This window comes from Parageobacillus thermantarcticus (assembly GCF_900111865.1).
GTDB lineage: Bacteria > Bacillota > Bacilli > Bacillales > Anoxybacillaceae > Parageobacillus > Parageobacillus thermantarcticus.
On the sequence record NZ_FOJS01000051.1, the window covers coordinates 1 to 14,986 of the forward strand.

Annotated in this window: 9 protein-coding genes and 2 pseudogenes; 7 read left to right on the forward strand and 4 right to left on the reverse strand. The window is 47.3% G+C overall.

From position 1 onward, the window contains the following. Positions 1–555: 555 nt before the first annotated feature. Complete coding sequence (locus tag BM278_RS15725) at positions 556–3,357, reverse strand: DEAD/DEAH box helicase (protein ID WP_090951612.1); 2,802 nt, start codon at positions 3,355–3,357, stop codon at positions 556–558. Further along, a complete protein-coding gene (locus BM278_RS15730; protein ID WP_090951616.1) occupies positions 3,354–4,967 on the reverse strand; it encodes a hypothetical protein in 1,614 nt (537 codons plus the stop codon). The genes BM278_RS15725 and BM278_RS15730 overlap by 4 nt, the downstream gene beginning before the upstream one ends. Positions 4,968–5,011: 44 nt before the next feature. On the opposite strand from BM278_RS15730, the gene BM278_RS19600 reads away from it, so the two are divergent. The 3 genes from BM278_RS19600 (at position 5,012) to BM278_RS15745 (ending at position 8,229) form a co-directional block, all read left to right on the forward strand. Continuing rightward, positions 5,012–5,245, forward strand: coding sequence for a DUF3986 family protein (locus BM278_RS19600; RefSeq protein WP_341871193.1), 234 nt, complete (start codon positions 5,012–5,014; stop codon positions 5,243–5,245). 247 nt (positions 5,246–5,492) lie between these two features. Continuing rightward, positions 5,493–6,062 carry a Uma2 family endonuclease gene (locus BM278_RS15740; protein ID WP_090951619.1) on the forward strand — a complete coding sequence of 190 codons (570 nt, stop codon included), beginning with the start codon at positions 5,493–5,495 and terminating at the stop codon, positions 6,060–6,062. Between the two features lie 40 nt (positions 6,063–6,102). Next, positions 6,103–8,229: an SEC-C metal-binding domain-containing protein gene (locus BM278_RS15745; protein WP_090951622.1), complete on the forward strand. Its 2,127-nt coding sequence runs from the start codon at positions 6,103–6,105 to the stop codon at positions 8,227–8,229. Positions 8,230–8,577: 348 nt separating this feature from the next. Here BM278_RS15745 and BM278_RS15750 read toward each other — a convergent pair whose 3' ends face one another. After that, positions 8,578–8,865: a hypothetical protein gene (locus BM278_RS15750; RefSeq protein WP_062679371.1), complete on the reverse strand. Its 288-nt coding sequence runs from the start codon at positions 8,863–8,865 to the stop codon at positions 8,578–8,580. Positions 8,866–9,137: 272 nt separating this feature from the next. Next, positions 9,138–10,442, reverse strand: coding sequence for an acetamidase/formamidase family protein (locus BM278_RS15755; protein ID WP_090951625.1), 1,305 nt, complete (start codon positions 10,440–10,442; stop codon positions 9,138–9,140). Positions 10,443–10,644: 202 nt separating this feature from the next. Between BM278_RS15755 and BM278_RS15760 the strand changes: the two genes are divergently transcribed. From BM278_RS15760 to dhaK, 4 genes and pseudogenes are all read left to right on the forward strand, one after another. Next, the gene (locus tag BM278_RS15760) at positions 10,645–10,839 is read left to right on the forward strand and encodes a hypothetical protein (RefSeq protein ID WP_090951631.1); all 195 of its coding nucleotides are present in this window, start codon (positions 10,645–10,647) and stop codon (positions 10,837–10,839) included. Next, positions 10,820–12,231, forward strand: a pseudogene (locus BM278_RS15765) (amidase). The gene BM278_RS15760 and the pseudogene BM278_RS15765 overlap by 20 nt, the downstream one beginning before the upstream one ends. Before the next feature lie 370 nt (positions 12,232–12,601). Then, entirely contained in the window at positions 12,602–13,594 is a 993-nt protein-coding gene (locus BM278_RS15770) for an NADPH:quinone oxidoreductase family protein (RefSeq protein WP_090951628.1), read from the forward strand. Between the two features lie 437 nt (positions 13,595–14,031). Further along, positions 14,032–14,853 (forward strand): annotated as a pseudogene (gene dhaK, locus BM278_RS15775) (dihydroxyacetone kinase subunit DhaK); the annotation flags it as partial. Between the last annotated feature and the right edge of the window lie 133 nt (positions 14,854–14,986).

Below are 14,986 nucleotides of genomic sequence, written 5' to 3' on the forward strand. Positions count from 1 at the left end.
TTCAAGCGCGTGAAGGGCATAGCCCAGCGATAAGCGGGAGATGAATTTCGATTGGCGTTAGCCAAAACGCATGATAAACTAAATGTATACCATGTTCTTTGATAAGTGGCTATATGGGGTTGAGTGGACAAATGAGTCGGCGAAAACCAAGCAGATCCTTCCACTCGTAAAATAGCCAAGGTGCAAAAGAACTTCTGTCACATCGGACACCTAGGGTTGGGACGACCCGAAGTTACGCTCAGGGAGACGAAAGGTTGCTCTCGTCGTGGAACTGAGAAGCTCCCACTTCAAGCAAAGCTAAGTGGGAGTAGTTCACAATTAGATGAACACGTAATATGTGTAGCGAGCTAGTAAGCATCGAACTCGGTTGGATATCGAAGACCTCTTTCACTGAAAAAATAGCCTGCCCGCAATTTGTGCGGCAGGCTGTTTTTTTGCGCCGCTATGGGCGGCGCTTGTTGCGTTCGCGCAGTTTTTCCTCCATGCGCCTAAGCAATTTTTCCCACGGATTCTCGTTTTTCTTTTTTTTCTTCAGTTTTGTTTTTTCGACCATGATCATGCCCCTCCTTTAACAGCCGCGGACAAGGCGAGCAAGTCGCGCAGTTCTTCGTCGGACAGTTCGGTGATCCATGTTTCGCCTTCAGTGATGACGTCAGCGAGCGCTAGTTTTTGTTCGAGCATGTCGTCAATTTTTTCTTCGATCGTCCCGGTTGTGATCAGTTTATGGACGTGGACGAATTTCGTTTGCCCGATGCGGTAGGCGCGGTCCGTCGCTTGGTTTTCGACGGCCGGGTTCCACCAGCGGTCAAAATGGATGACATGGTTGGCGGCGGTTAAGTTGAGCCCGGTGCCTCCCGCTTTAAGAGATAAGATGAAAATCGGTGACTGCCGCTTTTGGAATTGCTCGACCATCCGGTCGCGCGCGGCTTTCGGGACGCTGCCGTTTAAAAAGAGCACCGGTTCGTCGAACAAGTCGGCGAGCAATTGCTGGATCATATCGCCCATGCGCACGTATTGCGTGAAAATGAGGCAGCTTTCGTCATTGGCGCGAATTTGCTCGAGAAGTTCGACGAGTTTTTTCAGTTTATGCGACCGTTCGAGCACACGGCGCGGCGTGCGTTCTTTTAAATACAGCGCCGGATGGTCGCAAATTTGTTTGACGCCGTTTAGCATTTGCAAAATCAAGCCGCGCCGCTGGAACGGGTTTGCATCTTTCGCCCGTTCGAGCGTGTCTTGGACGAGCTGTTCGTAAAGGGCGGCCTGTTCGGCGGTAAGCAGGCAATATTCTTTTTGTTCGAGCTTGTCCGGCAAGTTGAGGGAGACCGCTTCATCCGTCTTTGTCCGCCGCAGTAAAAACGGGCGGATGAGCGCCTGCAAGGCCATTTTTTTGCGTGTGTCGCCTTCTTTTTCGATCGGTCCGGCAAACCGCCGTTCAAAGTCGGCGGCGCTGCCAAGGTAGCCGGGGTTTAGAAAATGGAAAATGCTCCAGAGCTCGCTCAATCGGTTTTCGACCGGGGTGCCGGACAAGGCGATTTTATGTCGCCCACGCAATTGGCGGATGGCGCGCGCTTGCTTTGTTTGCGCGTTTTTAATGTTTTGTGCTTCGTCAAGGCAAATCGTATGCCACTCGATCTGTTTCAAATCGTCTTGGTCGAGGTGTGCAAGGTTGTATGATGTAATGACAAGATGTGCCTCGCTCGCCGCTTCGCAAAACGCTTCGTTTTTCGCCCGGTTCGGCCCGTGGTGCGTATAGACGCGCAGCGATGGCGTGAAGCGGGCACATTCTTTTTGCCAGTTGCCGATGACGCTCGTCGGACAAATGAGGAGCGCCGGGGTGCTAGGCTGCTCCGTTTCCTTGACATAAGCCAAATAAGCGAGCACTTGGATTGTTTTGCCTAACCCCATGTCATCCGCCAAGCAGGCCCCAAAGCCCAAGCGACGCAAAAAGACGAGCCAGTCGACGCCGCGCTGCTGGTAGGGGCGGAGCGTGCCTTGGAAGGACGGCGGAACAGCGGCCGCGGGCAGTTCGTTGACGTCCCGCAGCTGGCGGATAAAGGCGCGAAATTGGTCGTGCACTTCGATTTGAATTGTCTCCTCGTCCTCATGAAACCGTTCGTTTCCGTCGGCGGCCTCGGTGATGAGCGTTTGCGCCAGCACATCGCGCAACGGCAGCCCTTCTTTTTTCGCTTTGTTCATGAGCGTTTGTACACGGCGGATGAGCGCTGGGTCGAGGGCGATCCATTGGCCGCGTAGTTTGACGAGGCGGCGCTGCTTTTCGACGAGTTCGGCGAATTGTTCTTCGGTCAGTTCCGTATCGCCGGCGGCGATGCGCCAGTCAAAATCGACGAGGCTATTTAAGCCGAAGATTGAGTTGGCGGCATCAAATGACGGCGACAGTTTCGCTTTCACAGCGAGGTGCATCTGCTTGACGTCTTCCCACCACGGCGGCAACAATAGGCGGACGCCAGCATCAGTTAATTTGAGGCTTTCTTCCGACAAAAAGCGCCATGCTTCGTCTTCCGACAGTTCGGCGCGCAGCGTGCCGCCTTCACCGCCAAGCCATGGAACGATCGTTTGAAAACGGCGGATGGCGCGTGCAACCGATACTTCATATGAGCGCCATGAGCGGGGCAGATGTGCTTTGTCTTCCCAAGAGACGATCAAACTTTCATCCATGGCGATCAGCACGGCTTCGAGCGTCCAAGGCCCGCCGTCATCAGGCGGCTCGATAAGGCGCAAGCCGACGGTAAATGGCGGGCGTTCACCAAGCCAGCCGATTTGTTCGAGCCAATCATCTTCTCCGCTTGTCCATTGCTCAGGGTGGGCCATGATGGCTGGGTTGGCGTGTACGATTTCTTGCCATAATTTCCGCAACTCCGGATCGCGTTCAAGCCAATCGGCGATCGCAAGCGATAGCCATTCGGCTGCGAACGGATGAAGATCATCCCCGATCGCGCTCCAGCGGGTGTTTTTCGCTGCCAGCCAAACGCCGGGGCGCCCTTGTTGTTTCCATGCGGAAAAATCGGGGCGGAACCGGCGCTCGCACACATTGTCGATAATCTGCTTAGCCCACGTTTCCAGCGCCGCCGTTTGTTCGTCGCCCCACTCAAGTGAAAGAAAGTCAATGGTTGGGCGAAAGGCGAAAAACGTGAGTGCCTGCCATGGCGACAGTTTGACTGCTTCGCGCCCGTCGACCGTCACAACGTCGAGCAGCGTGCCGTAAAACGTTTCTTCGTGCCAAGCGAAGACGAGCGGAGCCCAGCTGGCTACGGAATCAGGACCGATTAACAGAAAACATTGCTTTTTTTCATTCCATTTGCACGAAAGTGTGATTGTCTGTAACGCTTGTTCCGTCATGGAAGCATCTTTCCTTTCCGCAATTCTTCATGAAACGCCCGCATGCGCACTGTCCGTGCGCTCAACTGCTCGATATAGGCCTCCCATTGGGTCATTTGTTTCATCGACCGGTAGCAGGCGCGCAGTTTTTTCAAATAATGGACGGCCATGCGGTAGCTCTCTCGGTTTTTCGCTCTGACAAACCTCATGACCGCCCGGTGGTAAAGCGGCAATACGAGTGAAGGATCCCGCTTTTCGAGCGTTTTTAAAAATTGCGGATCCATCTCATGGGCGGTCACATCGGCAAGCAAGTATAAGTCGATCATTTGCCGATAGCGCCCTTGGTGGTATAAAAAGAAAACATAACGGTTGGCGCTGTACGGCATGCATTGCTTCAAAAGCTCCTCATACTCGTCCAATTTGTTTCTCCGTTTAGCGTATGACTCGTACAGCCGGCACACTTCGTTTGCAAACTTGGACCGTTCGGATTCGGGAAGGGCGGATAAGTAATGAGGCAGTTCTTGTTTCCCATGCGCCCAAAACGATTCAAAGCGGGCGGGCCGATCATCGGTGATGAATCGCTCCATCCACTCGACAAAAAGCGGCGCGGCCCCGCTAGGGAAGACGCGGTATAGGGCAAGCGCCTCCTCATCATCTTCGAGCAAAAAAGCCAAATGGGCGGCAGCTAGAAAAGCGAGTGGCAGCCGTTCTTGTCTCGTTAGATGCAGCAGCTGCTCTTTTTCTTGTCGGCGCCACTCTTCTTTCGTAAACAGCACTTCCCAGGCAGCTGTGTAAAGATCATAGATGAGTAAAGCGAACATCTCGGTCGTTTGCAGTAGTTCGCGTACGTATGGAATCGTTTGTTCAATCAGTTGCTCCAGCTGGGGCGTACGCCGTTCGGATGGAAATCGTTCCAATAGCTTGAACAATTCGTCGGCGATATAGTTGATGTCCTGCCGCCAGGAAAACTGTCCGTACGAGCCGAATATCCCTTGATGCCAGCCTCGTTCTTTCCCGTATTCAAAGAGGCGCTCAAGCAAAAACAATGCGGCATGGAACCGGTACAACGGGCGGGCGACTACGCTTTTTGGGCCGCCTTTTGCCAGTGACGGGAAAAGATGATGGGCTGATCGGTATGGCCAATTGTCATGGCTGCGGATGCTGGCTTCAAACTCAGCGTATGTTTCGGTGAAACAGTTCCGCCATTGATCAACCGACTCGGCTGGCTCTGCGGGCGGCAATGTCGGCATCTCAATGCGCGTTTGGCGTTGCCGAGGCTGCTTGCTCTCTCCTTGTTTCCAGCGCTGAAACAGTTCACCGCTGTCAAAGACGTTCCCATAGACGTAAAAAAACAACGCTAAAACGTGCGGGCAAAGGCTTTCCGTCCCGCACGGGCAGCGATGGCGGCGAACGATATCGGTTAAATCAAACGCGACGCGGTGGGCCGTCTGGTCGGCAACTTCCCCTTCCACGTGATGCTCGTCTTTGACGACGACGTTATAGACGAGTCCGAAGCGAGATAAGTTCCGTCCCTTTTCGATAAGATGTTTAAAAATGGAAAACGGCAGTTCTTTTTGCAGTTCTGCTGCCGCCTTCCGCAAGAGTGGTTTGGATATCGCCGTTTGCAGCATGTTTGTCCGTCCTTTCTATCCATTCTTTATCACTATATTATAGCATGGGTGCATCGATCGCTGCTAGGTTTGTTTGGATAAACGTGAAATTTGATTCAAATCAACATCTTTATTTAGGATATTGTAAGAGCAATGTTGGCTTAGAAGCAGCCGCATATAAAATTCAAAATGAAATAAGTGGGTGGTTTTTTACATTAGCTCAAAGTTCAAAATTTTTACTATTGATGCAGATGATTTATCTTATGAAGTCGAAAGTAAGCTATTGGAAGAATGGTTAAAACAGGTCAAGTCTACATTATTGTGTAAAATTCCATGACCAATACAGTAAACTTGGATGACGGAACAATAAAATCGTTTTTTACCGTTTTGTTTTTACACAATTTTGTGGATTTGATCTAAAAACAAATAACGTAGCTATGGAGAAATAAGGAACAATTTCACTAACGCGGCTTCAATTCACAACCAAAGAATGATATCGGCGCTATGATATAATGGAAACAAAAAACGAAATGGAGTGGAGGCGCGGTGAAAACTCCAGAGTTTCCAAATCAAAACTACACGTATGAAGATTATTTAAAATGGGACGGGCAATGGGAATTAATTGACGGTGTGCCATATAGCATGGCTCCTTCTCCTTCGTTTACCCATCAGTATATCGTCGGTGAGCTGTATGCGGCGCTGCGGAATTATTTTCAACAACAAGGATGCGCAGTGGTCATAGCCCCGTTTGATGTCATCTTCACTCCAAACCTTGATGACAAATCCCTGAAAAATGTGGTAAAGCCCGATATTTCCGTCATTTGTGACCGAGAGAAAATTACAGAAAAGGGATGCGTGGGCGCTCCTGATTTAATTGTCGAAGTGCTGTCTCCGAGCACGGCATTGAAAGACCGAAATGAAAAATACAAATTATATCAGCGCTTTGAAGTAAAAGAATACTGGGTCGTGGATCCGCTGCATCGAACCATCGAGGTGTACGGATGGCATAACGGAGTATATGAAAAAAGGGAAGTATTTGGAGAACAAGATGTGCTAGTTTCTTTTCTGCATCCAGATTTAAAGATTTGTTTAAAAGACGTGTTTCAGCGGTTATAATAGGATTGGGTTATTATTTTTACTAAAAAGGAGAAAAGAAATGAAAGTAGGAAGAAACGATCCGTGTCCTTGCGGAAGCGGGAAAAAGTATAAAAAGTGTTGTATGACAAAGGATGCGGTTGTAGAAATCCGCAAAGTAAGAGAGGAACGTTTTTTTCAATTAAAATACGAGTTATCAGAAGAAATTTACCAGTTTTTAGAGCGGTCGTTGTCTTTTTCGGAAAAACTGCGTGCGGAAGCAGTGTTTGATCAAAAAATAGGCTCAACACAAAACGGTGACGTGCTCGAGCCTTTGTTCCATCTTTGGTATTTATTTTTCCATCGATTTGACAACGGATTGCGCGGCGTCGAATGGTTTTATCAAGAGAAAAAAACAGGTTTAAAGGCGGAGAAAGCGCGGATGCTTGAAACGTGGGTGTCATTGGTTCCGCGGCTTATTCAAATCGTCGATATGGATGAAGGCGGGATCACGGCGGAAGATGCGTTTACGCATGAACGGTTTTATATGCCGTTTTGTGAAACGATGAGTGAGCCTGTTCCATGGGGAGGGACATTTTGTCTGCTCGAGCCGTTCGGCGAAGGCTATTATGTTCATGGAGCGGCAATTTTTGAAGAACCGCGGGGAATCAAACGCGCATATGCAAAGATCGAGCAATTGATGTCAGAAACGAAACAAACGTATGAACAAATCGCCATGGACTGTTTTTTAGAAATTGTGAATGAATTAATGGATCCGTATGATATTCGGCATCGTGAAATGACGAAAATCGATGAAGTGACATTGCATTATGAAGTGGACGATCCAAATAAGCTCGTTCGTTTTTTGGAAAAACATGATGTCGTTCTTGTCGATGAACAGACAGAAACAATAGCAAAGTTAAGTTTTGCCGGCAAGCAATATATATATGAGGACAATCTCGCTTCAAGTCCAGTTTATATGTGTGAAGTGTTAGGATTTATAGAAATCAATAAACATCGCCTGCGGTTTATGACCGTTTGGCCAGATGCGGTGGAATCGTTTATGAAAGCGATGGAGACAGCGGGGCCTCTTGCCCGCTTTATCAAAAAGACGGTGCGCAAATTGGATGCGCCGAAAAATGTCGAATTTCATTCTTATGCGATACAGCTAGGAGAAAATGTGCCGCTTTATTTTGGCGCGCTGGCAAACCAAACGATAGGTATTTATGAGTCATTACACGTTCCGCAAGAAGAATGGGATGGAAAAACCGTGATGCAAATGGCGGAACAAGGGAGAAAAGAAGAAGTCGAACAATGGCTGCGAGAACGCGAGTATATTAGTTTTATGAATGCCGAGCAGCTGGAATGTCCGGTTACCGTTGATTTTAATACGATTCGCAGAAAGTTCGACCTCCCATTATCTCCATTTGTCACGCTGGGGGAAAAACGGCAAACGCGGTTGCAGATTATAGAGAAGCAGCGGACACACGAATTGGAACAATACGGGCAATATGACATGCCGCTTGAATGGATGGATTCTTTCTTTGGCAAAGATATCGCGGAGTTTTTTATGGAAAAAACGAGCGGAAAATCAGAAGCGACCGTATCGAAATATCGCACCGGCCTATCTATTATCGCCCAATATTTGTTCGAGTCCCGCCTTTCGTCTTGGACAAGCATCACGAAAGACGATTGGCGGCGATGCATCGTCTACCATTATTTAGACATGAATGGTGATGCAAGCATCAATCAGGCGAAGTCGCTTTTCAGCACGACAAAAGCGTTAGCCAAGTGGATTGACGCGCGATATGGAACGAATCATGGCAAAATGGTTCGCTACATCATTCAAGAAGTGGAAGAAGAGATATATGGCGCGATCCGCTTGCTTGATTTATACGCCCCGTATACGTCGAGAAAATACCATGATTGGTTGCGGGAAATCGAAAGAAAGGCAATTGAAGGCGCGTTTGGGGATCGCCAAGTAAGCGGCCTGTTTCAAATTACCGATGTCTCCGCCGCGACGATGAAATGTAAACACGCTGAAAGCGGAAAACAATATACGATATCGATCACTCCGCTTGTTCGTTCTTACGTGAAAGCGGGAATGTTCATCCGTGGACATATAGCAGAATCAACAAACAATGGCCGCTGGAAATTTATCCATGTGTCACGGGTATTTCCGAAAGAGGCGGGGCAGTATTTGCGTTAAAAAAGTTTGATGAAACTGTGCACTTGTCCTGTTTCGGGCATGTAAGGAGGACGTCAAAAAAGAGAGCTGTCGGTATGCTGATACGGCATGGGCTCTCTTTTTCTTTTGCAGTGGATATGGCTGGAATATGTAAAGGCGATACAGTCGAATTGCTGTCGACGTAGTGAACCATCGATTTTCTTTCAAACAATCGTTGTGACGATAAAAGAATATACGGTTTGCACGAAAAAATGGCGAACAGTGATGCACACTGTTCGCCGCATTTAGGGGAGAGAAATGAATGTAAAGGGGGACTTGCTAAAGGGATATTTCGCTTTAGCTGTAGCTGCAAAACTAGATAACCGGTCGTTATTGAAACAGGTCTCTATGTTTCATTTTCAGTGTTTGCCGCAATTCGGAAAGAGAAGGGGATTTCGCTTCGAATGCATATGTGTCTATGCAAATGAGGGAATAGTCGGTGCCCGGGTCAAAAACAACGGTGATGATTTCTTCCGTTCCGCAGTCGATTTGCTGAAACGCATCGGTGTTTTGCGGCTGAACGTCGAACTTATTGTATTTTTCCCGAATCACATAGTACCCTTCTTTCAGCTGTTCGGCAAACAAGGTTTCCGTACCAATTAATTCATGCACGATCATCGTCCGCTTCCTCCTAGTTACATGTGAAATATTTCTCAATTTCACTATACTACAAAGCGATGGCAATTATCATAGGTTTGGGGCAATGTTCGAAAAGTTGTCACGTTTGAGGCGTTTTTTAGGCGCAATATCGAAAAATGAGGCCAGCTCTCTTTTTGGAAGAGAGCTGGCGCTGTTTTATAGCGTAAATAATGATCTCATGGATTGTATTTGTAAGAAGAGCATTGCTTCCCGCTGATATCAGTCTGCATACATCTATTTTGCAACATTGTTCATTCCAAAACATCGCGATATTGATCGCGCACTAACGTTGTTAGGCCAATCTCGTCCAAATAATGGACAGGACATAAAAACGTGACGGTGACGACTCCCGGATGTCTGCCGATTTCAATCGCGCCGGTGATCGTTGCGCGGTTCATCACCTCAGGGACGGAAATGCCCAATACTTTCGCCGCTCTTTGCAATCCGTTTTCCGTCGCTTCGTTTAAGTTTGCGCCTGTTCCGATAAAGGAAATCGGCAGGGATTCTTCCAGTTTTTTTACGCCCCATGTTTGCGCAAGATCAAGCGCAATTTCTTTCTCTTTTTTCGTTATTGGTTTTGCTAAATATGGAAGATCTTCTGCGACAGGAAGAAGGATCGGACCATCGATCGTTAAGCCTTTGATCACCTTTACTTGAAGCGTTACAATGCCGGCAACATCGGTTGTATGCCCCGCGATTTCTCCGTCTCCTTGCATGGCGTGCATATCACCTAGATAAACGCCGCCGCCACGCACTTTCACAGGACAGATCAAAACGGCGCCTTCCCGCACACGATTAATATCCATATGTCCGTCTGTCCGGTCTTCAAGTTGCTCTTTTGTGATTCCATATTCATGCGGGGCGTCGATCAGAAACTGCCCGAAGTCGCCCGCATTGTGCGAGTCTGGAAACGGACGTGCCGGCGTTGTGCCAAGTTGTCCAAGAAAAGGGCGAAGTCTGGCGACGGTTCCGACTAAATCGTGGGGTGCAAAAGTGACGATCGGGTTTTGCACCGAGTTGTCAGGTGTTGCCATGTAATAGCGCCCTTGTTGGGCAATGTGCTCTGCCGCTTCTTTATGCAGTGTAATGCCGACTTGTTTGTTAGAATCAAATGCCATCGTATAGCCGTTCGTAAACACAAATGGAGTGACGTCTGCGCCGCAATTAGCGCAACGAATTGCTTCTTGGCCTATTCCTTCTATTTTTGTCTCTGGATACATTGTTCCACACTCAGGACATTTCACGGCGACAAACGGGTCTCCGACAAATCTTCCTTCTATTGGCTTGTCGTTCCCGGAAGATGTAGCGATGGAAGTGACGCGAATCGATTTAATTTTAATCGCGATTGCATCCCCTACTTCGGCGCCTTCCACGAAAACAGGCTTCGTGACTTCATGGCCGCCGCGAATGCAAGGAGTGATCATCGGCCCCCAGCATCCAGGAGTCGTATTGGCAACAATATACCCGCCATCTTGCACAGGCCCGAGCATTTCCCCGTTAGGATCTAAAATTCCGTTGGTGAACTCATTGACAAATACGGTTTGTTTTGCCTCCATAGCTATCCCTTCCTTTTATGTTAGAATAACATCTTTTTATGCAAATTATAAGGGTTAAAGTAAGCGGTTTCAAATAGACAGATCGATCATTCACGAAAATTTAACTTATAAGCTCATTTGGTTGAATATTAGGATAAATATATAATATTATAAATATTATAAATTTTCATTATAATAGTGTTTAGAAGGGAGGAAAGTAAAAATGAAAAGCAGTATAGAGAAGATATTAAAAGAAAAAGGGATGAAAGCATCTGAATGGGAACTATCGATGCTGGAACATCAATGGAAAGCAATTCAACAATTAAAAAAAGGAATCGAGACGTTGAAATTAAGCGATGCCGATATCGGCATCACCCATCATCCAGGAGGTGTGTGTCGTGGGGAAACGGTTAAATGAGAAAACGATTTCCGAACTTGCGCTACTCGTAAAGAGCAAGCAAATTTCCCCAGTTGAGATCGTACATGATGTACTCGAACAAATTGAAACATTAAACGGAGAGTTAAATGCTTATATTGAGGTAACCGCTGATAAGGCGCGCAAACAAGCGGCGATAGCGGAAGCGGAAATAGTATCGGGAAATTATCGCGGTCCGCTGCACGGCATTCCGATAGCAATCAAAGATATTATTTATGTAGCTAATGAAATAACAACGATGGGATCGAAAATCCATCGGAACTTTCGACCAAGCTATAACGCAACGGTGATCGACAAACTTTCCGAAGCGGGAGCGGTTTTTCTGGGAAAACTCAATTTGCATGAATATGCTTGGGGAGCGACGAACAATAATCCTCATTTTGGCCCTGCCCGCAATCCTTGGGATCCAGAGCGGATCTCGGGAGGATCAAGCGGAGGATCAGGAGTTGCAACGGCCGCCCATAGACGATTGCCTCTTTAGGAACGGATACAGGTGGGTCGATCAGAATTCCTTCCTCCTTTTGCGGCATCGTCGGCTTAAAGCCTACCCATGGATTAGTGAGCAAATACGGTTGTTTTCCGCTCGCGTGGTCGTTGGATCACATCGGTCCGATGACGAAAACGGTGGAAGATGCTGCTTATGTTTTGGAAGCGATTGCAGGCTATGACCCAAAAGACCCGACCTCCATCGATGTCCTTTCAGCCAGATATTCCTCGCAATTAACAGAGTCCATAAAAGGTGTAAAAATCGGTATAGAACCATATTTCTTTGACAATGTGGACGTGGAAGTGGAAAAAGCGGTGAAGAATGCCGTTTCATCGTTGGAACGTGAAGGCGCTGTCGTCGAAACGGTACGAATTCCAACATTGCCATATGCACAATACGCGGAAATGATAACGATTATCTCGGAAGCTAGCGCTATTCATCATCAAAATTTAGTAGAAAGAGAAGAGGATTTTGGTGATGATGTCCGTTTTCTATTGAAGCTTGGAGAAATACCATCCGCTGTGGACTACTTACAAGCGCAGCAAATCCGCTTAAAGCTGGGCCGCGAATTGGTGGAGACATTCAATAAGGTAGACGTTCTCATTACCCCAACACTTCCGTTACTGCCTCCGAAAATCGGGCAAGATACGGTATTGTTAAACGGAAAAGAAGTGAATTTTCTTGACCATATTATCCGTTTTACCGGACCGTTCAACTTGACGGGTTTGCCGGCAGTAACGGTGCCGTGCGGTTTTGCGAAAGAGCTCCCGGTAGGCATGCAAATAGTCGGACCGGCTTTCGGGGAAGGGAAAATATTAAACGTTGCTGATGTATTTGAGAAATCTCACCCAGAGTTGAAACAAAAACCGGTTGTCCTTAGACGCTGAATCTTTGCGCGACTAAAGTTAGCAGGTTCTTATGCGCCAAAAAGAGCTTTTTCCTGCTAAACAACGGCCTTCCTTTTCCAACAGGAGAGGGAAGGTTGTTCATGTATGGACGGATGCGTAAAGCAGGGGATTATTTTATCGGATATATTAGCAAAATGAAGTATAGCTAGACTGCATGTTCGTGTTTTCCTCCTGCGCACGTCACGTTCATCGAAAAAACGAATAGGCGCACAGCTGCTGCTTGCGAAACGGCGAGGTTATGGTATATTTGTCCAGATGTAAACGGTTGAGATCGAAACGACCGGAACAGCAAAAATAATTTTGTTATCGTAAAGCCAAGAGTATGGAAAAATTTTGAGGGGGATGTCTTGTGAACAAATTTAAGGCGTTAGTGGTGAATAAAACGGAAACAGATTTTACCGTCAATGTACAAGCTGTTGCCATCGATGACCTTCCGGAAGGGGATGTTCTGATAAAGGTACAATATTCCAGCGTCAACTATAAAGACGGATTGGCGTGCATTCCCGATGGCAAAATTGTAAAGACGTATCCGTTTATCCCGGGGATTGATTTGGCTGGCACTGTGGTTTCTTCGAGCGATTCGCGTTTTAAAGAAGGGGACGAAGTTATTGCGACTGGCTATGAAATTGGGGTAACGCATTATGGAGGGTACAGTGAATACGCCCGTATCCCTGGTGATTGGCTTGTCTCGCTTCCAAAAGGATTGACGTTAAAAGAAGCAATGGCGTTTGGAACGGCAGGATTTACCGCAGCGTTGTCGATTCACCGCTTGGAGGAAAACGGTCTGTCTCCGGAAAAAGGAAAGGTGCTTGTTACCGGGGCAACCGGCGGCGTCGGCAGTTTGGCGGTTTCGATGCTGGCAAAACGAGGCTATGAAGTGGTCGCGAGCACAGGAAAAGAAACAGAGCATGAATATTTGCGCGAACTCGGCGCGAAAGAAATTCTTTCCCGGGAAGACGTATGCGCCGAGAAAATTCGCCCGTTAGATAAACAACGTTGGGCAGCGGCCGTTGATCCTGTCGGCGGAAGAACGCTTGCTACTGTTTTAAGCCGCATTCAATATGGCGGAGCAGTGGCGGTCAGCGGGCTGACAGGAGGCACAGACGTTCCAGCCACCGTTTTCCCGTTTATTCTCCGCGGTGTCAGTTTGTTAGGCATTGATTCCGTTTATTGCCCGATGGAATTACGGAAACAAATTTGGGAACGAATGGCCAGCGATTTAAAACCTGATAAACTATTACAATCGATTGCGCAGGAAATTACTCTCGAACAGCTTCCTGAGGCGCTAGCGAATATTTTAAAAGGAAAACTGCGCGGAAGAACGGTGGTAAGACTATCATAATGATGGATAGTCATTCGACTGCATATATATCCCCATTCCGAAGATTCGGGCATGGGGTTTTTTATTTTTCAGCGAACGATGATGAGTCAAACTGGAAAAAGTGATAGATGGCTCGCCTAGAATTGTTGGTGAAAAATATTTATCCTTTCATGCCACTCGACCAACATATAGTCCGATGCATCTTATTTTTCGATTCCTTCCTATATCTTAATCTTAGTAATTCTTATTAAACTATGTAGTAAATATTTCATTTTCTAAAAAAACACTATTAAAAACAAACACTTTCATAACCAGATTGTTAATTGTTCGCATTTTGAGCAGGAAAAAATATTGATTTTATGTGTGAGTTTGACATACAAAATTTAGAAATAAATGATCATTATTATGGTACAATGAAAAAAGTAAAAGTAATGCAATTGTACGAGGGGGAGAGAGTAATGAAAAAACTAATTAACGATCCGAATCAAGTCGTCAATGATATGTTAGAAGGATTGGTCGCAGCTTATCCAAATCGGCTGAGACGGCTGCTTGGCACGAATGTAATTGTAAGAAATGACGCTCCAGTAAAAGGAAAAGTTGGAATCGTAAGCGGCGGCGGCAGCGGGCATGAACCGGCGCACGCAGGCTATGTCGGCAAAGGAATGTTAGATGCAGCGGTATGCGGGGAAGTGTTCACCTCACCGACGCCTGACCAAGTGCTTGAGGCGATCAAAGCAGTCGATAGCGGGAAAGGCGTATTGTTGATTATCAAAAATTATACGGGCGATGTGATGAATTTTGAAATGGCTGCGGAGTTGGCTGAAGCAGAAGGCATTAACGTCGCGAAAGTCATTGTAAATGATGATGTCGCAGTGGAAGACAGCACGTTTACGACAGGGAGGCGCGGCATCGCGGGAACAGTGTTCGTTCATAAAATCGCAGGGGCGCTATCGGAGCGCGGCGCATCGCTGGAAGAAGTCGAGGCGGCGGCGAAGAAAGCGGTGCAAAACGTCCGTTCCATGGGAATGGCGCTTACTCCATGCACCGTGCCGGCAGCGGGAAAGCCTGGCTTTGAACTTGGAGAAAATGAAATTGAAGTCGGCATCGGCATTCACGGAGAACCGGGAATTGAAAAAACAACGATCAAACCAGCAGACGAAATTGCGGCAACGCTGCTTGTCAAAATTTTCGATGATATGAAACTAGAAAAAGGCGATCGCGTCGCCGTGATGATTAACGGGCTTGGCGCGACACCGTTAATGGAACTATACATTGTAAACCCGTGGTGCTAGATAAACTTGATCAAGCATAAAAATAGCCCTTGCCTGGCGGATCTCCTGTAGAATGAAAGTGCAACCTACCATTCGAAAGGAGAATCCCCATGCAAGAGCACTTTCATTTTACTACAGATCG

Bases quoted from the DNA above. Each gene is read 5' to 3' on its own strand.
- BM278_RS15725 (WP_090951612.1), bottom strand. From the start codon at position 3,357: ATGACGGAACAAGCGTTACAGACAATCACACTTTCGTGCAAATGGAAT.
- BM278_RS15730 (WP_090951616.1), bottom strand. From the start codon at position 4,967: ATGCTGCAAACGGCGATATCCAAACCACTCTTGCGGAAGGCGGCAGCA.
- BM278_RS19600 (WP_341871193.1), top strand. From the start codon at position 5,012: ATGGGTGCATCGATCGCTGCTAGGTTTGTTTGGATAAACGTGAAATTT.
- BM278_RS15745 (WP_090951622.1), top strand. From the start codon at position 6,103: ATGAAAGTAGGAAGAAACGATCCGTGTCCTTGCGGAAGCGGGAAAAAG.
- BM278_RS15750 (WP_062679371.1), bottom strand. From the start codon at position 8,865: ATGATCGTGCATGAATTAATTGGTACGGAAACCTTGTTTGCCGAACAG.
- BM278_RS15755 (WP_090951625.1), bottom strand. From the start codon at position 10,442: ATGGAGGCAAAACAAACCGTATTTGTCAATGAGTTCACCAACGGAATT.
- BM278_RS15760 (WP_090951631.1), top strand. From the start codon at position 10,645: ATGAAAAGCAGTATAGAGAAGATATTAAAAGAAAAAGGGATGAAAGCA.